Raw genomic sequence first — 23,431 nt, 5'->3', positions numbered from 1 at the left:
TCTTTCTCTAAAAAAATGGAGAATCACGTTGGGGAGCCCTTTGGTATTTTATCCATGACTACAATGCACAGCAAAGCAAAGGATTAAGCCGCCATCACTACTACCGAATCACCACCAGTCAAATCTGCTTGTCTACCAGTAGTTTTTTCAAACAGTCAAACTCACGGGGAGTCACCGATGCCCCAAAACTGTTAGTCTAATCAGATATTATTAGATACCAACAGGTTTTTAGTAGGTGTCATCAAAAATATCTAACTGCTGCAGAGATGGGGGATTATCCGACTTAACTGGTTTAATTTTCTTAATTCCTTGACGCAAACCGATCGCAATTTTACTATGTTTTTCGATTTGACCCATCACCTGCATGGCACGATCGATCACAGAAGCTGGTAAACCGGCTAATCTTCCCGCTTCGATACCATAGGATTTATCCGCGCCTCCCGGTCGTACTTGGTGCAAAAATACTATCTCATGGGGTAGTTCTTTGACTGTTACCTGATAATTGGCTACATTCTCTAAAATTGAGGCTAATTCGTTTAGTTCGTGGTAGTGAGTGGCGAAAATCGTCCGCGATTGCAGTACCGTGGCTAAATACTCCGCCACAGACCAAGCTATGGATAAACCGTCAAAAGTGGCTGTCCCCCGGCCAATTTCGTCTAATAATACTAATGATCTGTCTGTGGCGTGATTGAGAATATTGGCAGTTTCGTTCATTTCCACCATAAAGGTGGATTGGCCAGTAGCGAGGTCATCCACAGCCCCCACCCGGGTGAAAATGCGATCGCAGATGGAGATTTTGGCCGACTTTGCCGGGACAAAACTACCAGTTTGGGCCAACAATTGAATTAATCCCACCTGTCGCAGATAACAACTTTTGCCACTAGCATTGGGACCGGTGAGAATAATCAAGTCGGGGTATTCTAAACCTTCCTGATTGCCCAAATTAATCGAATTCGGCACAAAAAAGCCGGCCCCAAGGGATTGTTCCACCACGGGATGACGACCATCCTTAATATCGATAAGACGACCATCGGCGATTTCCGGGCGACAATATCCCTGATAAACGGCGATTTCTGCCAATGCTGCCAACACATCCAAAGCGGCGACTTTTGTGGCAACTTCCCGAATTTCTGGGGAAAATTCGGCCACTTGACGGCGTAAATCGCTAAAAATCTCGTATTCTAACTTATTTAATTCATCTACTGCCGTCAGAATTATATTTTCTTTCTCCTTTAACTCGGTGGTGATATAACGTTCCTCATTGACTAAAGTTTGCTTACGCACATAATCTTTTGGGGCGAAATCGGCTTTACTGCGGGGTAAACTGATATAATAACCGAAAGTTTTGTTATAATTAACCTTAAGGTTACTAATACCCGTTCTTTCTTTTTCTGTCGTCTCCAGATTCTTAAACCAATCGATTACTTCCTGATAGTCGCGCCGCAGGGCATCCAATTGGGCATCAATTCCCTCACGAATCACCCCCCCTTCCTTCAGATGCAGCGGAGGAGATTCCACCAGATGCGCTATCACCTGCTGGCCTAATTTTTCTAAATCGGCGGGAATTTGCTGTAAAGCTTTCAAATAGGGTGAATTTCCCGAAGCAACCAAAGCCGCTAAATCGGCTAATTTGACTAAAGATGCCGCTAGGGAAAGTAAATCGCGGGCGTTAGCCGTTCCTGCGCCAACACGACCGCTTAAACGTTCTATATCGTATATTTCCCTTAATTTTTGCCGAATATCTTGGCGCAGGGCGGGATTATCCTTTAACTCTTGGATAGTATCTTGACGGGCGCGAATACCGCGAGAATCTAAGAGAGGTTGCAGTAACCAACGACGTAAGGCCCGACTACCCATGGCCGTACAAGTACGATCGATCGCCCATAATAGAGAACCATAGAAGCTACCATCGCGCACCGTTTGGGTAATTTCAAGGTTGCGACGGGTTTGCCCATCTAAAATCAAAAATTCGGAGATAGAGTAGGTTTTTAAAGGTTGTAGGGGGACTTGATTGGCTTTTTGGGTATCTTCAATGTATTCTAATAGGCCTCCGGCAGAGCGAATAGCAAGGGGTAAATGTTCGCAGCCCATCCCCTCTAGGGAACGCATTTTATAGGTGATTAGGAGACGATTTTTCGCTTCTGTGAGAGTAAAGATAGTTTGGGGACGGAGAGAATAACAAAAACTATCGGGTAAACAGGGGGGGAGATGGTCAGATTTTTCCCCGGGGCGCAAAATACGGTTTAAATCGGGGGCATTGATGGGAAAAAGGATTTCCGAGGGCTGTAAACGGCTTAATTCTAGGCTTAAAGCCGTTAAATCGCTGGCTTGGGTGGTGTAGAATTCTCCGGTGGAGATATCTGCATAGGCTAATCCCCAATTTTCTCCGGTGATCACCACTGCGGCCAGAAAATTATTCTTTTTTGCGTTTAACATTCCCTCATCGGTGAGGGTTCCGGGGGTGAGCAGTTTGGTGATAGCGCGTTCTACGAGTCGTTTTTCGGCGGCTGCTTCCGTTGAATCCTCTACTTGGTCACAAATCGCCACTGCATAGCCTTTTTCCACCAATAAACGACTATAACGCTCTAGGGCGTGGTGGGGAACCCCGGTCATGGCGACTCTCCCAATCCCTTTACCCCCTTCCTTGCTGGTGAGAACTAATTCTAATTCTCTGGAGATAATCACCGCATCCTGAAAGAAACACTCGAAAAAATCGCCCACACGATAGAGTAAAAGAGCATTGGGATAGGTTTCTTTTACCTCCACATAATGCTGGTACATGGGGGTGAGTTTACCGCGATCGAGTCCGCGATAATCACGATGGGGATCCTTATTGGTAGCCGGTGGTTCTAGGGGAAAATCCGAGGGGAGAGTCATGGGTCAAAGAAAGCTGGACAATGTTTTAATCAACTGTTCCCCACCCCTTGGCTGAGTGGGAAGTTTCTGACGCTTCTTCGTCGATGGCGGTTGCCTCAGACTTCCGCACTAGGAGAACCACTTCATGGTTCCCCTTGCTGCATCTTCCCCACTCCCCTAGGCTGAGAGTGGGGACTGACGCAGGTTCGTTCAATATTAGATAGACACTTCGCTTAATTCGCGAGTGAGATGATCAAAGGGTTCAGCGATCAAAGAGGTGTCGGTAATACCCGCCTCAGTAGCCATGGTTTGAATCATTTCGCTCATGATTTGGATACCGCGCACCGTCGGACCGATGGGAACCCCGAGGGAATTATAGGTTTCCCGCAGTCCTTGCAGTACCCGTTCATCTAGAACATTAGTATCGGCAGCCACCAGCGCATAACTGGCATAGCGGAGATAGTAATCCATATCCCGCAGACAGGCAGAATAACGACGGGTGGTGTAGGCATTACCCCCGGCGCGGATCAATTCGGGAACTTCTTCAAATAGACGAATCGCCGCCCCACGCACGAGCGCCGCCGAATTAGCGTTAATGAGGGCGGCGGCAGCTAGACGGGCAGTTCCCGAGGCAAAATATTGTTTAAGATTATCGATCGCATCTCGATCGAGATAACGTCCGGTGACATCGTATTTTCTAATCAGGCTAGTTACCGCGTCTCGCATTATTAAGTTTCTCCCAACAGCAATAAAGACATTTTTGAGTTTCGCTTTATTTATAATCTCACAGGGTTGAACTTCGGGGGACATCCCTAGTCTAACTCTCTTGCTTGTCTAACAATTTGTTGTTTTTTTGAGACATTTCTTTACATTTAAGGCATTGGCTGGACCGGTGCTGGGTGGCGGAATTATCCTTTATTAGTCGAGGTGGTGGACGAGGCACTCAAAATGACGAGATTATCCCGATGAATGATGGTTTCTGCGGCCATATAACCTAATAAACTGGCAATACGCTCGGAATGTTCACCTTTCACTCGATCGATCTCCTCACTACTATAATTAACAATTCCCCTGGCCACTTCCCGGCCTTCTTGATCGCACAATTGCACCGATTCGGAGGCGCTAAATTCCCCTGCCACTTTGGTAATCCCGGCCGCAAGCAGAGATTTTCCCCCCTGACAAATGGCTTGAATCGCCCCAGCATCGAGATAGATTTTACCCATGGGCAGTAGTCCGTAGGCGATCCAGCGTTTGCGGGCGTTATCACTGCGTTTTTGGGCCTCAAAACGGGTTCCGATCGCCTCTCCTGCCATAATTTTTAAGATATTACCGGGCTGCCGTCCCCTAGTAATCGCCATTTCTACCCCGGCGCTGGTGGCAATCCGGGCCGCCGCCAATTTAGTCGCCATACCCCCGGTCCCCCACTGACTGCCACTACTACCGGCATCGATCGATAGTTGCGCTAATTCCGCGGGACTAACTCGGGCAATAGCCGCCGCTTCGGGAAATAGCCGCGGATCGGCACTGTAGAGGCGATCCACATCGGTGAGGATAAATAACCAGTCAGCCTCGATTAAATTGGCTACAAGGGCTGATAAAGTGTCATTATCGCCGAATTTTAACTCATCGATCGCCACCGTATCATTTTCGTTGACAATGGCAATCACCCCTAATTCAAACAAAGCCTGAAAAGTATTATAGGCGTTGACATAACAGGTGCGTTCCATCAATTCGGGACGGGTCAGCAAAATTTGGGCGATCGGTTGACCAAGACTGGTAAAGAGGTCATCATAGATCCGCATCAGACGACCTTGTCCGACGGCGGCGATCGCTTGTTTGAGGGCGATTTTTTTCGGTCTTTCCTGTATTCCCAGACGACGGCAGCCCACCCCCACGGCCCCAGATGATACTAATACCACCCGATGACCGGCAGCGCGCAACCGGGTGAGGACTTCCACTAAAGCGGCGATCGTGGAGAGGGATAATTGGCCGGTTTCATTATCGGTCAAACTGGAAGTACCGATTTTGATCACTATGGTTTGGTTCATCGTCAAGGTGCTTTTGGGGAGGTGTTGCTAGATAGCCAAAGCTTTGATGGCAACTTTAATTAAAGTATAAAAACGGGGTTCGGTCACGTTGACTTCTCTCGCTTGTTGCCGATTTTTGCCTAATAAACCAATTCGCTGCCCTTTCTGCACGACTAAAATCTCGCCCTGTTCATTTTTGATACGAATCTCGTTTACATCACCCCAAAAACTACATTGATACATTTTATCGGCGTGCATAAAAATTGCTTTTTTAATATTATTATTTTCTTGGGGTAATCGCACTCCCACTAATTCAATTTCTATGGTTGTATTACCATTCCAAGTATTTTCTTTGAGTTTATAGGCAATATCTAAACGAGTTGGTAAAGGACAATATTCGCCCCAACGCCAAGCTAGGGCTTTAATTCTGGTATTATCCCTTTGAGCCAGCAATAATTTTAAATGATTTTTTCCGATAGTTTTCTGTTCCACTACTCGCACGTTAGGAGTCCAAAAAACGGGTAATTCATTGCCAATTCCCCAGGGTTGCAAACTATCAATTTGTTGAAAAAGTTGCAGGGTGATTTGTTTAAAGTCGAGGATAGTATCAATTTTAATTAAAGGTTTTAATTGTTCTATTTGTAAAATTTTGTGAGAAAATTGACTTAATCTTTGTTTAAATGCTAGTAAATTAGCTGTGGGTAAACTAAACCCCCCCGCCATTTTATGACCGCCAAATTTTCCTAGTAAATCTTGGCAAAATTGCAGGGCTTCAAAAACGTGAAATTCTTCAATTCCTCTGGCAGATCCGCGAATTTTACCCGTATCTTCTTCCTCGTAAGTACCAATAAAAACCGGCACTCCGTACCGTTCCACCAAACGGGAGGCCACAATACCAATCACCCCATGATGCCAATCTTTTTCGACTAAGACTAAAACTCGATCTTGTTGCCAAAGAATCGGCGTTTCTTCCACTAATTTAATTGCTTCTTCTTCAATTTTTTCGCACAATTCTTGACGGGTACGATTAATTTGTTCGCACTGCATCGCTCTTTCTAAGGCAATTCCCGCCTCATCGGTGGTTAATAATTCAATAACTATCTGGGGATCACCAATTCTGCCAATTGCATTAATTCTCGGTCCCAATTTAAAGCCAATATCATCCGGTTGTAATTGCTTTTGTTCCTCGCTAATTCCCGCTATTTGCATCAGGGATTGAATCCCGACTAATTGGGATTTGGGTAATTTTCTTAACCCCCGTTTTAACCAGCGACGATTTACCCCGATTAATGGGGCTAAATCTGCTATAGTGCCTAGGGTAAATAATGATAATAATGACTCGGTTAATCCCTGTAATTTACCCATTTTTTGGGCAGTTGTCACCGCTAAAATATAGGCGACTCCCACCCCCGCTAATCCCTGATAGGGAGAGTTCGGGGTTAATAATTTTGGGTTGAGAATAGCGGAGGCATTTGGTAAAATTGGCGGCAGATCGTGATGATCGGTGATAATAACTTTTAATCCTAATTCTATCGCTAGGGCGATCGGTTCGTGAGCGGAAATACCATTATCAACGGTGAGAATCAATCCGACTCCCGATTCGGCAAATTCTTCGACAATGCGCTGATTAATTCCGTATCCCTCTTTCATGCGACTGGGTATGGCATGATTTACCCTAGCACCGAGATGTCTCAAGGCTCTTAACAGTAAAGATGTACTGGTCATGCCATCGGCATCGTAGTCCCCACAGATAGCAATTTTATCACCAGAGGCGATCGCTTTTACTAATAAATTGACACTTTTTTCTAAGTCGGGAAATTCTCCCAGGGGAGAGGGTAAGGTATCCGCTTCAGGATCTATATAAGTTTTAGCTAATTCCGGGGTATCAATGCCGCGATTAATTAAGATAGTTGCTAATAACGATGATAGTCCCATTTCTCGCGCTAACCCCGCGATTTTTTCGGGATTAGCCGCGGCAATATACCAGCGTTGGATGGGATATTTGTAGGTCATTTTTTCTCAAACAATCCAGTAGGGTGCGTTAGCATAGCGTAACGCACCGAAAATAAGGTTAAAAGCGGATTTGGATGGCCCCAGCAGGAGGTTGAAAGGGGAGATTATTATTATTAATTCTCAGGGGAGAAGCGGGTACTAACTGCACATTTGGGGTGGTGGGTTGACTTTCGTTGGTACTCAGTAAAGTCAATTGATTAATACTAGGATTAATCGCAAATTGTTGGGTGATAACTCCCGACGGACAACAGGAAGGATCCCGGGGGAGAAATCTTCTCATGTTGACGGTGATCATACCATCTTTGGCACTCAGATTATCGACAATTACTCGATCGGCTAACAGGACAGTATCGGTGTTAGTGGCAGTACCGTTATTATCAATCACTAGGGCTAAATAATGTAATTGCTGTTGATCTCTGGTAATCACTCTTAACACGACAATCCCATCATTCCTTTGATCATTATTATAGTCCCCCATCAAAGCTTCTCGACTGACTTGCACTCCTAAAATCTGTCCCTCATTGGATTGAAAAATACCATCGCTGACAATTACGGAACCCCGATTGGGAATGTTATAGATGGTATTCCTTAAATTATCCACGCTCAGGGGTGTAGATTGGGCAAGTAAGGGCAGAGAATTGTTTAATAGTAAACTGATACCTAGGAGAATGGATTGAGGCAAAATTGCTAATTTAATCATGGTTGTAATGGGTTGGGCATATTTTCTTGAGTATCGAATAACTGCACGTTATTGATGGTACAAACCATCCCCTGTTGTGCTGCTAATTTATCTCGCCATTGGCTTAATTGTTGTTGACCATTACTACCATTTAACCAGTAAACTGTCAAGAGGCCGAGGGTTTGTTCTGGTTCACAGGAAAAGCCGAGAGTTTTATCGGGTATGTCGGTATTTCCCTCACGACATTGCCAACCTTGTTTTTCAATTAATTCTTTCCAACCTTTCTCTTCTTTAGCAGCCACGGCAATGCGTTGATCTCCTTGGGTACAAAGCCAATTTTTCTGCTGGGTGGGATCATTGAGGAGATCACCAAGATTGGGGGAATTTTGCTTAATTGGGGGCAGCGAGGGGACTTGAGCTTGAACGTAAAAAATCGGTAGTATTAACCAAGTACCGATGAGCATTTTTAACAGTTTCATCCTTTAAAATTGCCATATTTAGGGATTTATGCCTTTAGAATATCACGTTTTTGAGATCTAGATAAAATACTCTCTTAAGATATGTTTAAATCTCTAATTATGGTTTCGATCGCATCAAAGGAAAATTCTCCGGCTAACTGTTGTAAACCTTGGGCAAGGGTAGCATAATCGGGGGGAATTTCTGCGGTTAGGGCGATAATTTTTTCATCATCACATTCTCGCGCCGCTTGTTGCAATTGTCTAATCCAGACGGGACTGATTAATTTTAATAGGGATTGCAGGGAATCGAGGAAAACTGGCGAATAATTGGGCTGATTTGGCTCATTATCGGCATAAATATATTTTAATCCTAAATATTCGCTCATTTTTTGCCAAATAACTTCCTCTCGGAAGGGTTTACGCACGAAATCATCACAACCTGCGGCAATAACCAAGGCGCGATCCTCTTCAAAAGCACTGGCAGTTAGGGCAATTATCACCGTTTTTCCGCAATTATAAGCCTCTAACTGCCGAATTTCCCTAGTTGCTTCGTAACCGTCCTTCACCGGCATTCTCATATCCATCCAGATAAGATGAGGTTGCCATGCTTGCCAAATTGCGATCGCTTCTTGACCATTAGCGGCCTCTTGCACGGATAATCCTAGGGTAGCCAGGAGTTTCAGCAACAGCAAACGGCTTTCCGGTCGATCATCGACGACTAATATCCGATATTTAGGCTGATTTTCGGCTAAAGCGATTACTTTTGCCCTATTGGTTTCGGTTTTAATCTCATTTTCCCCCACCAAACCCACCTGAATATCAAAACTAAAAATACTTCCTTGACCCAGAATACTACTAACTCCGATCGCACCTCCCATCAACTCAACAAATTTTTTACTGATAGGTAAACCCAATCCTGTCCCCTGTTGGGATTTTCGTCCCGTTTCCGTTTGGTTAAAGGGTTGAAATAGCTTATAAATCTCCTCTGGAGCGATTCCTAGTCCTGTATCTTCAATTTCCCAGAGCAATCGCTGATAATCTTCTCTTTTCTCCCCTAATTTTACCCGGAGAGTCACCCCTCCCGACTCAGTAAACTTCAATCCGTTACCCAAGAGGTTGATTAACACCTGTCGCAATTTACTTTCATCAGTACATATATATTGAGGCAGATCGGAGCTGCGATCAAAAATTAAGCTTAAAGCTTTTGCCTGCGCTTGTGAGCGTAGCATTTCGGCAATATTATCTAAAAGAGCGTATAAATCGAAATTACTGGGATTAAAAACCGTTCTTCCCGCTTCTATCTTCGACATTTCTAGAATATCGTTGATTAACTCTAATAAATGTTCTCCGCTACGATTGACAATTTCCAAATATTGCCGATATTCACTGCTGATGCTGCTATCCCGGGATATTAAGCGAGTAAAACCCAAGATAGCATTAAGAGGAGTGCGTAATTCGTGGCTCATGTTAGCTAGAAACTCACTTTTAGCTTTATTTGCCTTAACTGCCGCTTCTTTAGCCTCTTTTAATCCTTTTTCCGCTTCATATCTACTTTGTGCGATCGCAATTAATTCTCCCACCAACCGCACAAAGGTGACATCTTCCTTTGTCCATTGCTTTTCTGCACTTGCATCCAATCCCAGATAACCCACCGTTACCCCACAACTATCCCACATGGGAACGATTAAGAGACAGGGAGTAGAACTATTAGCGAGAATAGCTCTTTCAGGGATAGCAGTAGCGGGTAAATCGTCTAAAGAGTTCAATTTAACTGGAATACCGTTTAATAATTCTTCAGAAAACCAGGGAAAGGTTTCCGTCGAGAGATTTTGTGATTCTTCCCGAATCGGGATAACTTGCGGATAGTCGGGGTGACAGTATTCATAAACCATACTCCACTGCTGACGACAGCTGGAATATTGAATAATGTAACAGTGAGCGCTCTGGGTAAATTGACAGAGCAGTTCTAGGGTATGATCGATCGCCAAGTGGATATCTTGAGAAATTAGTAATCTTGTCACCCGTGAGAGCAAATTATCGCGATGGGCCTGCATTTCTAGGGCTTTTTCCCGTTTTTTAGACTCTAGTTCCTCAAAATCACTCATAATCAGTTATCAGTTATCAGTTATCAGTTATCAGTTAAAAGGGTTTGGGTGTTGGGGTTTTAGGGTTTTAGGGTATTAGTTGAATTTCCCCACTTCCCCACTTCCCCACTTCCCCATCACCCCGTCTCCCGTCTCCCGACTCAAAAAACAGTAAACTTTTCCCCTATTATGTTCTATAGGAATTTTACCGAATCAATATGCTCAAATTATTAGCTTCTCTCCTTCTCTCCTGCTGTATAGCCTTGGCTGTTTCCCTATCACCGGCTGCTGCCATGGGAGTCTATGACCTCCCCATTTTAAGCCCCGGAGCGCCCACTTATGTAGTCGATCCCGTTGCGGCCATTAGTGCTGCTAACGAAGGAAAATTAAATAAAGATCTGAAAAACCTCGCCGAAAAAACCGGCCAGGAAGTGAGAATGGTGGTAGTCCGGCGCTTGGATTACGGTCAAAAAATTGACAATTTAGCCGATGATATCCTGAGAGAATGGTATCCTAACTCCGAAGATCGTGCCAATCAAACTATCATCGTCCTTGATACTTTAACCAATAAAACTGCTATTCGGGTTGGGGAGGAAGCAAAACCCCTATTAACCGATGCTATTGCTGATAGTATCCTCTCGGAAACTATGGCAGTTCCCCTCAAAGATGGGGGAAAATATAATCAAGCTTTACTCGATGCTAGTCGTCGTCTAACGGCGGTACTTTCTGGAGAAGCGGATCCCGGACCGCCGGAAGTAGCGACAATTAATATCGAAAGTACCTTTACTACCGCAGAAGAAACTGACGATAAAAGCGCCACGATTTGGGTGATAGTTTTACTGGTTTTAGCCACAGTAATCCCCATGGTTACCTATTTTTGGTACGCTGGTTTTGGTCGCTAAATTAAATTAATGATCTGGGACTGATACAGCTAAAATATTCCCACAGATAGCTCAATCCTTAGCCTGTATGAGCAAGATAAAGTAACTTCTAAGTGGGTGGGTGGAATTAAATATAAGATGAACGTAGGTTGGGTTGAAGCATGAAACCCAACGCCCTACAAATAATTGTGCCTACCTACTTAGTAGATTTTAGTTGTGTCAGTTCACCACATTTGCTTAACATTAATAACTAATGTCTAGACTGGTAAATAAATTACAATCCTATTATCGAGAGGAGGAAGGAACTTACTTAATTGAAATTAAACTTAATCAGTTACAGCAAGTCTTTAATTCTCTCGATCCTTCGCCATTCTTAGATAGAGATTTAGACGATAACGCCGAAAACTATATTATTAACTCTGTTGATGAATTCCCCCTAAATACCCCCCTTAAATTAGTCTTTTATCTTCCCAGTAACGAACAGAATATCGCCCGACATCTGTTACCCTCAGCTTTACATAATTATTTTGACTATCGCCAACAGGGAGAACAAAGAAAATTACGCACAATTTGGCGACAGGGACGCATATCTTTGCTAATTGGTCTCTCCTTTCTTTTTGTTTGTTTGAGTCTCAGCGAATTAATTAGTCGTTTCGGCACCGATACATTTATTCACTTCTTAGAAGAAGGATTATTAATTAGTGGTTGGGTGGCCCTCTGGCGACCTTTAGAAATTTTTCTTTACGAATGGTGGCCTGTCAGTTATCAACAAAAGATTTTTGCTAAACTGGCCTACATCCCCATTGAAATCCGTCTCTTAGACGAACCATCCACCCCAGACTCTTTTCGATAGAGCTAATCCTCCCGATGGCTTGTCTTCAAAGTTACAAAGCTTTTAGTTGAGGCGGTTTATAATAAAATTAACTCTGTACAAAGCTTATCGGGTTTCAGCTGGGCTATTACGGCTGCATCCCACATTTGCAGAAATACCGACAATCAGCAATTATCAGTGACTCTGAAATTGATACAAAAATATGAACAATCGCGTGTAAGCATCCCACCGAAAAGCTAATCCGCTCTGGGGTTTGGGGGGTTCTACCCCCCAAAAGCTGGGATTGAGTGATAAAACTGAAAGTAACACACCCAATTTTAGGAGAAAGTTTCCCCTGAAAAATCCCAAATTAGTAGATTTACAAAAATGAGATGCACCAGGCTATTACTTTCTCCTCAAACTTTTAACTAAGTAGTCGGGCCTAACTTTTTTCAGTCTGGCGATTATTGGCGTTTCATCTCTACCAATCCTGACAAAATTTCATTTAGATAGGAGTCCTAATGTTAATCCATGTTGGTTATGAATTTGGCTTTGATGCCCCCTTACCCGTGGTCATGTTGTTAAAACTTTATCTACACCCCTCAATTTTAAATCAAGTTAGACAATCGGAAAATTTGCAGGTGGAACCGGCAACAAAAATAGAAGAATTTTTAGATAGCTTCGGTAATCGAACCAGTCGTCTAATTTTACCCGACGGACAGATCCGCATTCACAATGAAGCAGTTATCGAGAATGAATGGAAACCCGATATCGTTAATTGGAATGCCCAAGAAATTCCTTTAGCAGAGTTACCAACCCAAGTTCTTCCCTACCTAATGAGTAGCCGTTATTGCGAAGTAGATTTGCTTTCGGAAATTGCCTGGGAACTTTTCGGACAAACTCCCCCCGGTTGGGCAAGGGTACAAGCGGTTTGTGATTGGGTTCATAGTCACATTCGTTTTGGTTACGAATACGCGCGGGTGACGAAAACCGCCTATGATGTCTATCGGGAAAGAACGGGGGTTTGTCGCGATTTTAACCATCTAGCTTTGACTTTTTGCCGTTGCCTAAATATTCCCGCCCGTTATGCCTCCGGCTATCTCGGAGATATCGGTATTTCTCCCCAACCTCTACCGATGGATTTTAGTGCTTGGTTTGAAGTTTATTTAGACCATCAATGGTACACCTTTGATGCTCGTCATAACACCCCCAGAATCGGGCGGATTTTAATGACTCGCGGCTTAGATGCCGTCGATGCTTCCCTAACAACTTCTTTTGGTCAAGTAAATTTAACAAAATTTAAAGTATGGACGAGCGATGTTTCCCACCTCTATGCTTAATCAGAGTATTTATTCAACCTCTTGCATAATTAATTTTTGAGGGTTCAAAAACTGCAAAAATAAGGATTAAATTGCATGAAAGTGCCAGCCATTGGAGTGAACGGGGGGAATAAAACCCTACACCCCACACCCTACACCCTACACCCCACACCCCACCAACAAGCTTTTTCAGCAAACCCTACTTAGATAAAAATTACTTTTCTACCTTAACCCGTTGAGTAACGACAACAATCCCATCGCCTTGGATTAAAATCGCCGATAACCAGCGATTTTCCGGTGTTGCCGGCGCTTTTACCCGCTTAAATAAACCGCCGGACTGTAATAATTCCAATTCTAGAGGCTTTGTATTAATATAACGCTCAATATCTACTTTCTCATCGATCGCCGTTCCGGCCAATAAATCATCCCCTAAAGGTTCGCGGACAATCACATCAAAATCAAATTCTTGACCCACTTTCACCCTCTCGGGAATTCTCACCTGAACACTGGGAGGGTTTTTGCCGGTGCTTAACTCAACTCTCTCGCTTAAAATCTCCTGATAAACAAGTTTATTCCCTTGAAATTGTTGACGAGAACTAATCGTAGCATTCATTTCCACCACTCGTCCCTGCACCTTTCCCGTCCCGGTAATTTTAGTAATTGTATTGGCCGTTAACTTATCACCAGAACGACTCCAAGATTCGAGAGTCGTGGTGTATTGTAGATTGTTATAACGTTCCCAAAAATGAGTTAAAGCCTTTTTAGTTTTTTCGTAGGTCAAGCCATCGGAGTTAGTAAATTTCGGACTATAAAACTCCATTAATTGCTTGAGATTTCGCTCATTAGCCGCCGTTTCGATTTTGGAGATAAGCGTTTTTAAATTAGCCGGAGCAGTTTCTGGCTTTTCGGCTCGCAGACCGGTAGCAAGGGCAAAAGTTAACCCCAAACCTAACAGCAACGATAGGGAAAAATTGAGGGATTGACGAAAAAATTTATCGGGGATCGTGTTCAAGTTACGCATTAGTGATAGTTTGTGTAAGGATCGATCAATAACTATGGTAGATTATTTCATTCTAGGGCTGAATTTCCCCTCTCTCGAATTATGGCACGCACTCCAACCCGTCTACTGATTGCCGCTAGTGGTACTGGTGGTCATTTATTTCCCGCTTTGGCCCTGGCCGAGCGCTTGCCGGATTACGAGATTGAATGGTTAGGAGTTCCAGACCGTCTCGAACAGTCCTTAGTTCCAAAAACCTATCCCCTGCACACCATCCCCATTGAGGGATTTCAAACCCGTTTGGGGTTAAAAACTCTCAAGATTCTGTTCAGTCAACTGCGGGCCATTTGGCAAGTGCGTAGTTTAATCAAAAAACGTCAGATAGCGGCAGTTTTTACCACCGGGGGTTATATCGCAGGCCCGACCATTTTAGCGGCTCGTTTAGCCAATATTCCCGTCATCCTACACGAATCTAACTACATACCGGGCAAAGTCACTAAAGTTCTCGGTCGCTGGTGCGATACGGTCGCCCTCGGTTTTCAGGGAACCGCCAGCTATTTACCCGGCACTCGTACCACTTGGTCTAGTACGCCCGTACGGGAGCAGTTTCTCATTCCCCAGTCCCTAGATTTACCGATTCCAGAGACTGCTTTTTTAATTGTCGTTGCCGGTGGTTCTCAAGGGGCCGTGGCTCTTAATCAACTTGTGCGACAAAGCGCTCCCCAATGGTTAGAAAAAGGCATTTATATCGTGCATCTCACGGGAGAAAACGACCCCGAAGCGGATAGTTTGCGCCATTCTAACTATTTTTCCCGGCCTTTTTACAACAACATGGCGGGACTATGGCAAAGAGCTAATCTAGCTATCAGTCGCTCCGGTGCCGGCACTTTAACAGAATTAGCGATCACTTGTACGCCTTCGATTTTAATTCCCTATCCTTTTGCTGCCGAAGACCATCAGTTCTATAATGCCCAAGTTTTCGCTGAAGCTCAAGCCGCTTATCTTTACCGTCAAAATGAGTTAACTGCTCAGTTTTTAAGCGAATTAGTCCTCGATTTATGGTCTAATCCCGAAAAATTGGCCGCCATGGCCCAACAAGCTTCTCATCTAGCCATTAGTGACAGTGCCGATTTATTAGCCGATTTGTTGAGAAGAAAGATTCAAAAAGATAGTTTTTGAAACAAATCAGCCACCGGAAAAGTGAACCCCGGAACCACATCTTCCCCCTCCAAAAAATCTCCTGATGTTAATAATCCCTGCGGTTCGTACCCAGAACGATAAACTAAGACATAGTGTTGACCTGGACTGATAACCCAGAGCAAACGAGTCCCATTGGCAAAATATTCGGCAATTTTGTCCTCGATTTCTGCCACTGTATTCCCTGGAGAGAGAATTTCTACCACTAAATCGGGCCCACCTTCTAAAAAACCCGTCGGCAATTCTTCCAATCCTTGCAGACGTTCCTTGGCAAAAAAGGCTATATCGGGAGAACGTTTATTGCCATTTTTCATAGTAAAAGCAGTGCTGGAGTCCAATAATACCCCTAGTTTTCGAGATGTTACTAAAGCGAATAAAGCAGCACTTAAAATAATGGCAATATAACCGTGTAAAGCCCCAGAATTCCCCATATTAGTTAACTCTCCCTTGACTAATTCGTAACGATTACCATCGTCAGGTAACGCCATAAATTCTGCATCAGTCCATACTTTTGTCTCTGGAGTTTTCATCACAGTAGTTTCTCGAATAGACATAATTTATCCTCGGTAAATATTCACAAGTAAAACCCTTAAAGAATTTCCTGTAACATCCGATTGGCCTGGGAAGCGTAACCACCACCAAATAAATTAAAGTGATTGAGAATGTGGTAGAGATTGTAAAGAGTTTTGCGCTGTTGATAACCGGCATCGAGGGGGAAAACATCGTTATAACCCCGATAAAAAGCCGCCGGAAAACCGCCAAAAAGTTCCGTCATGGCTAAATCTACCTCCCGGTCTCCCCAATAGGTGGCCGGGTCTAAAATTACTGGTTCCCCATCGACGGTAATGGCCGCGTTTCCCGACCATAAATCACCGTGGACAAGGGAGGGATGGGGTTGATGCTGACTCAAAATCTCGCTAATAGCGGGAATAACTTGATCCTCGTCGGGAAAATTGCCGCCGCGCTCCTTCGCAAGTCTTAATTGATAGCCAATACGCTGATGAGCGAAAAAATCCGCCCAATTGTTACTAATGGTATTAATCTGGGGAGTAGAACCAATGGTATTATTACAATGCCAACCAAAGCGATCGGACAGGGAAACTTGATGTAAACGAGCTAAATTTTGCCCCATTTTTTCCCAGCTTTGGCTATTGCCACCGCCGAATTCTAACCACTCTAGCACTAAATAACTAGATTTCTCGGCAATTCCCCAACAAATTGGCTCCGGAACCCTGATAGTCTTGGTAGCGTGAATTTGCTTTAATCCTAAAGCTTCGGCGGCAAACATGGCCTCTTGGTTCGCTTGGTTAATCTTAACGAAATAAATTAAACCATTGCCAGTGACGGCATAACCCTGATTGATGCAGCCACCACTAACGGGACGACTTTTCTCAATTTCAAAGGGTTTTTCCGTGGTTTGGGCAATATGTCGGGCAATTTGAGTCCACATAGGTTATCAGAATTCAGGAGTCAGGAGTCAGGAGTCGGGAGTCAGGTGTTAGGGTGTTAGGGTGTTAGGGTGTTAGGGTGTTAGGGTTTTGGTTGAAATTTCCCCATTTCCCCATTTCCCCATTCCCTGTTTACTGAATTGGTCTTACCACAACCACACCGTAAGCGTTAGGATTTAAATACTCTTGACAGGCATTTTGAATATCCTCTAAAGTGAGGGCTTCAATGTGTTGGGGATAACAAAAAGCTGGTTGTAAATCACCGATCTGAGTATGATAATAACCGTAAAGGTTGGCTCGATCGCTCGGTCTTTCATTGCTAAAAATAAACCGATTGGCCACTTGGGTTTTAACTCGTTCCAGTTCAGAAACTGTCACAGCTTCCTGTTGAATTTGTCCAATCTGTGCTACTACCTCCCTTTCCACTTGCTCGATATTTTCCGAGGCTAATTGGGCCGACACGGAAAACACTCCTTGCACTGCTTGGGACATATTACTGGCAGTTATTTGGGAAACTAAGCCCTTTTCTTGGCGCAGAGATTGAAATAATCGCGATACCTTGCCCTGACCCAGAATAGCCGCTAAAACATCGAGAGGATAGGTTTTTTCTAAGTCTCTCAACCCCGGCACTTTCCAAAATAGGATTAAGCGGGCCTGCTGCAAATTTTCATCCTCGTATTCTTGACGGATAATCTCGTTAAAGGGAGCTTCGGGCTGTAGATTAGCGATAGGATGAGAAATAAGCCCAGAATTGCCCTTACTGCCTAAAGTATCTAAAGAATCGCTCACAATAGCCATTAAATCATCTACAGGCAAATTACCCACCACTGCCACCGTCATCCATTCGGGACGATACCAAGTCTGATGAAAATCGCGCATTTGTTGAGGAGTAAGATTTTCAATCACTGCCATCGGACCCAACACCGGACGACGATAGGGTAAAACTTGAAAACAAGTCTCCATGGTGCGATAAAAAGTGCGACGACGGGGATTATCCTGAGAACGACGAATTTCTTCTAAAATAACCTGTCTTTCCCGCTCAAAAGCTTCATCGGGGATTAAAGCTTCTAAAACCACTTCTAGCTGCAGCGGGGCCAGATGGGCGAAGTCCTGCGGGGCAGTGGTAATGTAATAATGGGTGTATTCTTGGCTAGTAGCGGCATTAGTCACCGCTCCCCTTGATTCGATCGCCCGTTCAAATTCACCACTGTCTAAGTTACGGGTTCCCTTAAAAACCATGTGTTCGAGAAAATGAGCCATCCCATTGATCTGATCCGATTCTAAGGCCGAGCCGACCTGCAGCCAGACATTGAGATTAACCGCTTCTACCGGTTGACTTTCGGCAATAATCGTTAAACCATTGGCAAGACGGTGCAGAATCGGAGTGTTAAGCGTGGCAGGTTTCCCTAGGATAGCCGTCATTCTTTATTAGTCCTCGGTGATCACTCTGGCAAAAATTGTCACTTTTCCCTATTGTAGTCCCAGACTTTCACAGAGCCAACAAGATCAGGTGTTGGCCAGCAATTACAAATTCAGAATGTAGCAAAATTGATCGAGGTAGGGTGTCGCTAGCGCCAGTGAACGCACCGTTAATGGAGGCTGCCGGGATATTCATTCCAAGAAATCGCTTTAGTCAATCAGGGGGTTGACCGTCATTTAAATTTCTAAAATATAAAGTTTTGTGACAACTTGAGACGTTCGCAGGAGTTGGTTGTGATTTCTTTTATGAAAGCAGTTGAGAACATCATCTATGCCGTTAACCCAACTCCGTTCTGCCTCTTCTGAAGTTCGTTTGAATTCCATGGCCTCCCATCGCGATCGCGGAACTTCCCTGAAGCAAACCGATGATGATGACCTGCAATACCTCGCCCTGCAAGCGCGTTCCTATACTGGGACAGTGGGTTTGCAGCAGCAAGCCGCGATCGCTCGGTTACTTGATGCTCTGCGATTTTCGGGTCGGCTACGGGGTCGAGGTCATTATTCGGTAGAGGTCTATGAGGATGCGGTTAATCGAACGTTATGTTGGGTTGCTTTCCACCTCGACCAGTTCGATCCTGACCGGGGCAGTTTTCTGGCTTGGGTCAACTATCGGCTGGATATTCTGTTGCGAGAGGCGTATGCGGAAACGCTTGACCCGCTGGTCAGGGCGCAGAAGCAGCAATTGATTCGTCGCAAGTACCAACTGACGGCAATGGTTAGTCTAGTCGCTAAGGTTGGGCTGGGTTTCTGGTTAAGGTTACAGGTTAAAGGGATCGCGATTGATGAACAAAGTTTTGTCTGGTTGGCGGTTCTCTGTCGGTTATCTGGGCTAAGAAAGGCTAATCGGGCTTTGGGCGATCGCGTTTTTCTGGATCTGGCAAGGGCAACGTTATCGGTATCGCCTTTACAGCAGGTGAGCGGTGAGTCTGTTGTCTTTGAGAATTTGGCTCAACCAGTGGAGCAGCTTTGTTTGTCGGAGTTGATCGCTGAGTATATTGAGTCTGATCCGGAGTTGTTGTCTCGCCATCATGTCCATAATTGCCCGAAGGCGACTTTGAAGGCAATTTTGAGGGCGCGATTGGAGGCGCGATCTTGGCAGGAGATCGCGGATTCTTTTAGTTTGACTGTGGCAGTGGTGAAGAATTTTTTCTCGCGCCAGATGAAGACGGTTGCGCCTTTAATTGGACAGGAAATTCTGTCTTATTTGTAGTTTTTTAAGGAGGTGAATAGCTTTTGAAAAACTCACTGGCTGAGTTTGCAGGGATTCTTGTGGAAAATTCAAGCTTCCAATGGGGGGAAATCAAGATAATGCCGACACGAATTAATCATAGTTCTGTATTTTTGATTGCTCTAGGAAGGGAAGCCCATGAAATCGCGGATTATTTTTGTCAACAACATTCTGATTTTGCTCTAGCTGAACAAGTCTATCTCAATACTTTGGCTGTGTATGCGGTCAACTGTTGCTTACGGTCTCTGGGTATTGCCACAGATTTGGAAGCGAGTGATAGCTGGAATCCCATCATGCGATCGCGTTTAATGGTAGCGGATTTGGTGGTGAAAGGTAAGGGAAAAGTAGAGTGTTGTTCTGTGATGCCGGGTGAGGATTTTGTCGAGATTTCTGAGGAGGTTTTATCAGACAGAGTTGGTTATGTTTTTGTTGAGATTAATGCTGAGATGTTTGAGGCAAAGGTGTTGGGATTTTTGGAGAAAGTCAATGAAACAAAGTTAAGTCTTTTGGCATTGCTTTCTCTGGATGATTTGCCAGCATATCTGGAGAAAATTAGTCCTCTACAATTAAGGTCTCAAATTTAATTAGGGCTGAGTTTTTTGAAGAGTAATCTGTTTCAGTTCGATTGTTAAAGTTTTGAAGTAATCAAATTAAGGAGAAAATTTATCATGAATCGTCTAATTTTTCACGCATCAATTACAACGATTACGGGTGCTGCGCTATTATCTTTCATCGGAATAAATTCTGCTCAAGCAGTAAGCATTACATTTTTTCCATCTACTGTATTCTCATCTAACCCTACAATCCTCAATCAAAATGTAGGCATCACAGGATATACAATTGAGGACTTTGAAGACAAAACTCTAATTCCTGGTTTAAGTATTACTTATTCTGGAGGAGTTTCTACATCAACGATTACAAGTCTTCCTAATCTTTCAAATAAAGTTTCTCAAAGCTGGGATGGTCAACACACATTATTTAATATTCCTAGTAATCAATTGAGTAATAGTGTGTTTTGTCCGAGTACAGAATGTGCAAAACTTACTACACTTAATTTTAGCAGTAGCATTATATCAGTGGGAATTGGGCTGTCAGGTTTCCAGTCTTTAAATCCCCCACCATCTGCACCAGATAATCCAATAACAGATCATCGCCTCTTCATCAATGGCATACCTTTTTCACAAACAATCGAACAGCTTGCGGGAGTAAATTGGAAGTCAGCTAACTTCCAACGTAATGCTTACTTGCGTATTGATGCACTACAAGGAGAATCGATTTCCTCGATAGGATTTGAAAATATAACGGCAACTCCATCTACAGAAGATGTACTTGAATTTGATCATCTTGCGATAAAATCTGCCGCGCAGCCCCCCAAAAGTGTCCCTGAACCATCTAATATCTTGGGTTTAGGTTTACTCGGACTGGGTTTAACCGCAACAAAGGTGAAAAGTGTCCTATCAAAAAAAACAAAGTCACCCACAGATAACCCCCAAGAACCAGACAGCTAACTGGGATCAATTGCAGTAGGATAAATTAATCTATCCTACTGCATAATCGGTCAATTGACGAAGTACAGGAGGATGAAAGCCAATGACAATATCTTTTTTAGGAACACCTAGTTTAACTAAGTCTTCAGCAATATCTTGTTCTGTCATATTCCATTGAATCCAAATTTTATCAGACTTGAGGTCAATATGAATGAGACAATAATGTACATATTTTTCGCCTTCCCACCCAAAAGTAACGACCTGATAATGTTCTTTTTGTTCATCAAAAATAGCTTGAATTTCTAAATCATTACAAGTGGGTTTATATTGAGTATATTCTGAGAGAATATTTTTGACTAATTGACGATATTTTGCTAATTTATCCATGTTAAAATTACCTCCTGATTTGGCGAAAAAATGATTAATTTTAAATGGTTTTCTCTAATCATCAATTGGGTAAAATCTAAAGAGAAAAAAGTGTCGTAAGTAAAACTAGGAATAGCTAAAAATAAGACTCTATCTGGGTCTTTTCTCTTTAAAACCGCCCGATAATTAATAAATTGTCCTAGAGCAGTATGAAATTCTGAGATCGCTGAAGACCCCTCTAAAAAACTTTTAATTTCTACGGCAATCTTTTGATGATCTTTAGTCGCAGCAATCAGCTTTTCTGCGCCTAAATCGACAGCCATATTCACCCCTCCAAAACTTATCGTATAAAGGTCATGAGTAATTAACCAATTATCTTTGATCAAAGCGTTTTTGGCTGCTTGATAAACTAAATCTTTAGCCAATTTTACCTTTCTCCTGATTTGATAGGTTATCTTTCCCTGTTTTGAGGTGCGGCTTGAGCAACAAGGACAACTAATTTTCTCTGAACTATAGTACTGAGTAGCATCTAGGGCGACGAGTAAGTTGCCATCCAAGGCTGCAAACAGCCTTAAATAGCCTTGGTCTCCCAGACCTTGATCAATCCATTTGAACAGGGGAAAAAGATGCTTTGCGGCTATTCCATCGAGGATGTTCCGCATCTGCTCTACTGTCGGGATATTGACCAAACCAAACAGACTTTGAGCATTATCTCGTCCACAACGACTATTAAGTTGACGCTGATATTCTAGAAATGATTCATTCTGGCGAAAAAAGGCGGCGAATGCCCCTAATATTGCGTCTTTCAGACTGTAGCGGGTAGCATTGCTGGCACTTCGAGGGTCAGTTATCCCAGGGATGACTACCTGGAAATAGCTCAGCATCCCCAGAAAACCCAGTTGTTTGACTTCCATTCCCCCGAAACCCACTGTTCAAACCCTTCACTCCATTTTGAAAGGCAAGAGTAAGACGGGTTCTGTATTCTGTGCTACCGTTTGCCTTTGGAATTGCTGGTTGTTGGCAGGAGATGTTGAATAAATTCTGAGATTCTGTTACAAAGGTAACAGAATCTCAGAATGAAACCTTATGGCAGGCATCAAGGCTACTTTTACGTCCACAGATTGTGCCTTTCATATTGAAGGCTACGAAAAGATTGATTTCAGTTTGCTCTATGTAAACGGTGCTTTCAAAATTGGGAATCCCGAAATTGCCGAAAGTTATGCACCATTCAGACGCTGCTTGATGGTGATTGATCAAACTGTTTACGGTTTGTATCGCCAGCAGATCGTTCGGTACTTCGCTCACTATCAAATCGATTTGACTGTTTTTCAAGTCAGTATCAAAGAGCCTGAAAAGACTCTGAGAACTTTCGAGAAGATTGTCGATGCGTTTGCCGACTTTGGACTGGTGCGTAAGGAGCCTGTTTTGGTTGTGGGTGGCGGACTCACGACCGATGTTGCTGGGTTCGCTTGTTCTGCCTATCGTCGCAAAACCAACTACATTCGCGTGCCCACAAGCTTGATTGGCTTGATTGATGCTAGCGTGGCGATTAAGGTTGCTGTCAATCACGGCAAACTAAAGAATCGTCTTGGTGCGTATCATGCCTCTCAAAAGGTGATTCTTGATTTCTCATTTTTGGGAACTTTGCCGATCGATCAAATTCGCAATGGAATGGCAGAGTTAATTAAGATTGCAGTTGTGGGCAATCAAGAAATCTTTGAGCTGCTAGAAGAACATGGTGCGGCATTGCTGCACAGCCGTTTTGGCTATCTGAATGGCACCCCTGAGTTGCAAGCTGTGGGGCACCGTCTGACTTACAAGGCAATTCAAGTCATGTTAGAGCTAGAGGTGCCCAACCTGCATGAGCTAGATTTAGATCGAGTGATTGCTTACGGTCATACCTGGAGTCCGACGCTAGAATTAACGCCAGAACCACCGATGTTGCACGGTCATCGAAAATTTTGGGTCTGAAACCCCGTCGTTCTACGACGGCTTTACTGTTAAATATGAGCATCGTTTACGAAATATATGCTAAAATGTGAGGTATGGAAAAAGCCTATTCGTTTCGATTTTACCCCACACCCGAACAAGAGTCGCTATT

Annotated in this window: 22 protein-coding genes; 9 read left to right on the top strand and 13 right to left on the bottom strand. The window is 43.7% G+C overall.

The annotated features are described in order from the left end of the window. Positions 1-228: 228 nt before the first annotated feature. The 7 genes from mutS to IM477_RS10285 form a co-directional block, all read right to left on the bottom strand. A complete protein-coding gene (gene mutS, locus IM477_RS10315) occupies positions 229-2,877 on the bottom strand; it encodes a DNA mismatch repair protein MutS (RefSeq protein ID WP_287731629.1) in 2,649 nt (882 codons plus the stop codon). A gap of 195 nt (positions 2,878-3,072) precedes the next feature. Then, on the bottom strand, positions 3,073-3,582 hold the full coding sequence (apcB, locus tag IM477_RS10310; protein WP_044035076.1) for an allophycocyanin subunit beta: 510 nt from the start codon (positions 3,580-3,582) through the stop codon (positions 3,073-3,075). 182 nt (positions 3,583-3,764) lie between these two features. After that, on the bottom strand, positions 3,765-4,904 hold the full coding sequence (proB, locus tag IM477_RS10305) for a glutamate 5-kinase (protein WP_287731628.1): 1,140 nt from the start codon (positions 4,902-4,904) through the stop codon (positions 3,765-3,767). A gap of 27 nt (positions 4,905-4,931) precedes the next feature. After that, positions 4,932-6,896 carry a single-stranded-DNA-specific exonuclease RecJ gene (gene recJ, locus IM477_RS10300; protein WP_287731627.1) on the bottom strand — a complete coding sequence of 655 codons (1,965 nt, stop codon included), beginning with the start codon at positions 6,894-6,896 and terminating at the stop codon, positions 4,932-4,934. 58 nt (positions 6,897-6,954) lie between these two features. After that, complete coding sequence (locus IM477_RS10295) at positions 6,955-7,596, bottom strand: LppP/LprE family lipoprotein (RefSeq protein ID WP_287731626.1); 642 nt, start codon at positions 7,594-7,596, stop codon at positions 6,955-6,957. Next, positions 7,593-8,054 (bottom strand): hypothetical protein, encoded by a 462-nt coding sequence (locus IM477_RS10290; protein ID WP_287731625.1) that lies wholly within the window; start codon positions 8,052-8,054, stop codon positions 7,593-7,595. The genes IM477_RS10295 and IM477_RS10290 overlap by 4 nt, the downstream gene beginning before the upstream one ends. A 74-nt stretch (positions 8,055-8,128) precedes the next feature. Then, a complete protein-coding gene (locus tag IM477_RS10285) occupies positions 8,129-10,138 on the bottom strand; it encodes a GAF domain-containing hybrid sensor histidine kinase/response regulator (RefSeq protein ID WP_287731624.1) in 2,010 nt (669 codons plus the stop codon). Between the two features lie 197 nt (positions 10,139-10,335). Here IM477_RS10285 and psb32 point away from each other — a divergent pair, with 197 nt between their 5' ends. The 3 genes from psb32 to IM477_RS10270 all read left to right on the top strand — a co-directional run bounded on the left by psb32 (position 10,336) and on the right by IM477_RS10270 (position 13,149). After that, positions 10,336-11,019, top strand: a complete 684-nt coding sequence (gene psb32, locus IM477_RS10280) for a photosystem II repair protein Psb32 (protein ID WP_061433131.1) — start codon at positions 10,336-10,338, stop codon at positions 11,017-11,019. A 232-nt stretch (positions 11,020-11,251) separates the two neighbouring features. Further along, the gene (locus tag IM477_RS10275) at positions 11,252-11,851 is read left to right on the top strand and encodes a hypothetical protein (RefSeq protein ID WP_287731623.1); all 600 of its coding nucleotides are present in this window, start codon (positions 11,252-11,254) and stop codon (positions 11,849-11,851) included. Positions 11,852-12,330: 479 nt separating this feature from the next. Then, the gene (locus IM477_RS10270; protein WP_287731622.1) at positions 12,331-13,149 is read left to right on the top strand and encodes a transglutaminase-like domain-containing protein; all 819 of its coding nucleotides are present in this window, start codon (positions 12,331-12,333) and stop codon (positions 13,147-13,149) included. 193 nt (positions 13,150-13,342) lie between these two features. Here IM477_RS10270 and IM477_RS10265 read toward each other — a convergent pair whose 3' ends face one another. Further along, on the bottom strand, positions 13,343-14,149 hold the full coding sequence (locus tag IM477_RS10265; protein WP_287731621.1) for a DUF8623 domain-containing protein: 807 nt from the start codon (positions 14,147-14,149) through the stop codon (positions 13,343-13,345). 81 nt (positions 14,150-14,230) lie between these two features. Between IM477_RS10265 and murG the strand changes: the two genes are divergently transcribed. Beyond that, positions 14,231-15,304, top strand: a complete 1,074-nt coding sequence (gene murG / locus IM477_RS10260; protein ID WP_287731620.1) for an undecaprenyldiphospho-muramoylpentapeptide beta-N-acetylglucosaminyltransferase — start codon at positions 14,231-14,233, stop codon at positions 15,302-15,304. Here the strand turns inward: murG and IM477_RS10255 are convergent. The 3 genes from IM477_RS10255 to IM477_RS10245 all read right to left on the bottom strand — a co-directional run bounded on the left by IM477_RS10255 (position 15,286) and on the right by IM477_RS10245 (position 18,192). After that, on the bottom strand, positions 15,286-15,876 hold the full coding sequence (locus tag IM477_RS10255; protein WP_287731619.1) for a Uma2 family endonuclease: 591 nt from the start codon (positions 15,874-15,876) through the stop codon (positions 15,286-15,288). The two genes, murG and IM477_RS10255, sit on opposite strands and share 19 nt — an antisense overlap. A 35-nt stretch (positions 15,877-15,911) precedes the next feature. Next, positions 15,912-16,772, bottom strand: a complete 861-nt coding sequence (locus tag IM477_RS10250) for a fructosamine kinase family protein (RefSeq protein ID WP_287731618.1) — start codon at positions 16,770-16,772, stop codon at positions 15,912-15,914. A 130-nt stretch (positions 16,773-16,902) separates the two neighbouring features. Then, entirely contained in the window at positions 16,903-18,192 is a 1,290-nt protein-coding gene (locus IM477_RS10245) for a M16 family metallopeptidase (RefSeq protein WP_287731617.1), read from the bottom strand. A gap of 328 nt (positions 18,193-18,520) precedes the next feature. On the opposite strand from IM477_RS10245, the gene IM477_RS10240 reads away from it, so the two are divergent. The 3 genes from IM477_RS10240 to IM477_RS10230 all read left to right on the top strand — a co-directional run bounded on the left by IM477_RS10240 (position 18,521) and on the right by IM477_RS10230 (position 20,985). Further along, on the top strand, positions 18,521-19,459 hold the full coding sequence (locus IM477_RS10240; RefSeq protein ID WP_287731616.1) for a hypothetical protein: 939 nt from the start codon (positions 18,521-18,523) through the stop codon (positions 19,457-19,459). Positions 19,460-19,557: 98 nt separating this feature from the next. Next, a complete protein-coding gene (locus IM477_RS10235) occupies positions 19,558-20,061 on the top strand; it encodes a DUF1822 family protein (RefSeq protein WP_287731615.1) in 504 nt (167 codons plus the stop codon). Between the two features lie 84 nt (positions 20,062-20,145). Beyond that, positions 20,146-20,985, top strand: a complete 840-nt coding sequence (locus IM477_RS10230) for a PEP-CTERM sorting domain-containing protein (protein ID WP_287731614.1) — start codon at positions 20,146-20,148, stop codon at positions 20,983-20,985. A 30-nt stretch (positions 20,986-21,015) separates the two neighbouring features. Here the strand turns inward: IM477_RS10230 and IM477_RS10225 are convergent, their stop codons facing one another. Both IM477_RS10225 and IM477_RS23060 read right to left on the bottom strand, forming a co-directional pair. Beyond that, positions 21,016-21,351 carry a XisI protein gene (locus IM477_RS10225; protein WP_190718574.1) on the bottom strand — a complete coding sequence of 112 codons (336 nt, stop codon included), beginning with the start codon at positions 21,349-21,351 and terminating at the stop codon, positions 21,016-21,018. Then, a complete protein-coding gene (locus IM477_RS23060) occupies positions 21,339-22,244 on the bottom strand; it encodes an element excision factor XisH family protein (protein WP_353845539.1) in 906 nt (301 codons plus the stop codon). Before IM477_RS23060 ends, IM477_RS10225 begins: the two co-directional genes overlap by 13 nt. A gap of 172 nt (positions 22,245-22,416) precedes the next feature. Here IM477_RS23060 and IM477_RS10215 point away from each other — a divergent pair, with 172 nt between their 5' ends. Both IM477_RS10215 and IM477_RS23055 read left to right on the top strand, forming a co-directional pair. Beyond that, a complete protein-coding gene (locus IM477_RS10215; RefSeq protein WP_287731613.1) occupies positions 22,417-23,301 on the top strand; it encodes a sedoheptulose 7-phosphate cyclase in 885 nt (294 codons plus the stop codon). 74 nt (positions 23,302-23,375) lie between these two features. Continuing rightward, a partial coding sequence (locus IM477_RS23055; protein WP_072024880.1) for a helix-turn-helix domain-containing protein occupies positions 23,376-23,431 on the top strand: 56 nt, incomplete at its 3' end.

The sequence above is a fragment of the Microcystis sp. M090S1 genome (genome assembly GCF_020246295.1).
GTDB lineage: Bacteria > Cyanobacteriota > Cyanobacteriia > Cyanobacteriales > Microcystaceae > Microcystis > Microcystis aeruginosa.
Note: the sequence above shows the minus strand (reverse complement) of the source record. Positions and strands in the feature narration are given on the sequence as shown.

Excerpts from the sequence above, each read along its gene's own strand:
- mutS (WP_287731629.1), bottom strand. The coding sequence starts at position 2,877 with ATGACTCTCCCCTCGGATTTTCCCCTAGAACCACCGGCTACCAATAAG.
- apcB (WP_044035076.1), bottom strand. The coding sequence starts at position 3,582 with ATGCGAGACGCGGTAACTAGCCTGATTAGAAAATACGATGTCACCGGA.
- proB (WP_287731628.1), bottom strand. The coding sequence starts at position 4,904 with ATGAACCAAACCATAGTGATCAAAATCGGTACTTCCAGTTTGACCGAT.
- recJ (WP_287731627.1), bottom strand. The coding sequence starts at position 6,896 with ATGACCTACAAATATCCCATCCAACGCTGGTATATTGCCGCGGCTAAT.
- IM477_RS10295 (WP_287731626.1), bottom strand. The coding sequence starts at position 7,596 with ATGATTAAATTAGCAATTTTGCCTCAATCCATTCTCCTAGGTATCAGT.
- IM477_RS10290 (WP_287731625.1), bottom strand. The coding sequence starts at position 8,054 with ATGAAACTGTTAAAAATGCTCATCGGTACTTGGTTAATACTACCGATT.
- IM477_RS10285 (WP_287731624.1), bottom strand. The coding sequence starts at position 10,138 with ATGAGTGATTTTGAGGAACTAGAGTCTAAAAAACGGGAAAAAGCCCTA.
- psb32 (WP_061433131.1), top strand. The coding sequence starts at position 10,336 with ATGCTCAAATTATTAGCTTCTCTCCTTCTCTCCTGCTGTATAGCCTTG.
- IM477_RS10275 (WP_287731623.1), top strand. The coding sequence starts at position 11,252 with ATGTCTAGACTGGTAAATAAATTACAATCCTATTATCGAGAGGAGGAA.
- IM477_RS10270 (WP_287731622.1), top strand. The coding sequence starts at position 12,331 with ATGTTAATCCATGTTGGTTATGAATTTGGCTTTGATGCCCCCTTACCC.
- IM477_RS10265 (WP_287731621.1), bottom strand. The coding sequence starts at position 14,149 with ATGCGTAACTTGAACACGATCCCCGATAAATTTTTTCGTCAATCCCTC.
- murG (WP_287731620.1), top strand. The coding sequence starts at position 14,231 with ATGGCACGCACTCCAACCCGTCTACTGATTGCCGCTAGTGGTACTGGT.
- IM477_RS10255 (WP_287731619.1), bottom strand. The coding sequence starts at position 15,876 with ATGTCTATTCGAGAAACTACTGTGATGAAAACTCCAGAGACAAAAGTA.
- IM477_RS10250 (WP_287731618.1), bottom strand. The coding sequence starts at position 16,772 with ATGTGGACTCAAATTGCCCGACATATTGCCCAAACCACGGAAAAACCC.
- IM477_RS10245 (WP_287731617.1), bottom strand. The coding sequence starts at position 18,192 with ATGACGGCTATCCTAGGGAAACCTGCCACGCTTAACACTCCGATTCTG.
- IM477_RS10240 (WP_287731616.1), top strand. The coding sequence starts at position 18,521 with ATGCCGTTAACCCAACTCCGTTCTGCCTCTTCTGAAGTTCGTTTGAAT.
- IM477_RS10235 (WP_287731615.1), top strand. The coding sequence starts at position 19,558 with ATGCCGACACGAATTAATCATAGTTCTGTATTTTTGATTGCTCTAGGA.
- IM477_RS10230 (WP_287731614.1), top strand. The coding sequence starts at position 20,146 with ATGAATCGTCTAATTTTTCACGCATCAATTACAACGATTACGGGTGCT.
- IM477_RS10225 (WP_190718574.1), bottom strand. The coding sequence starts at position 21,351 with ATGGATAAATTAGCAAAATATCGTCAATTAGTCAAAAATATTCTCTCA.
- IM477_RS23060 (WP_353845539.1), bottom strand. The coding sequence starts at position 22,244 with ATGGAAGTCAAACAACTGGGTTTTCTGGGGATGCTGAGCTATTTCCAG.
- IM477_RS10215 (WP_287731613.1), top strand. The coding sequence starts at position 22,417 with ATGGCAGGCATCAAGGCTACTTTTACGTCCACAGATTGTGCCTTTCAT.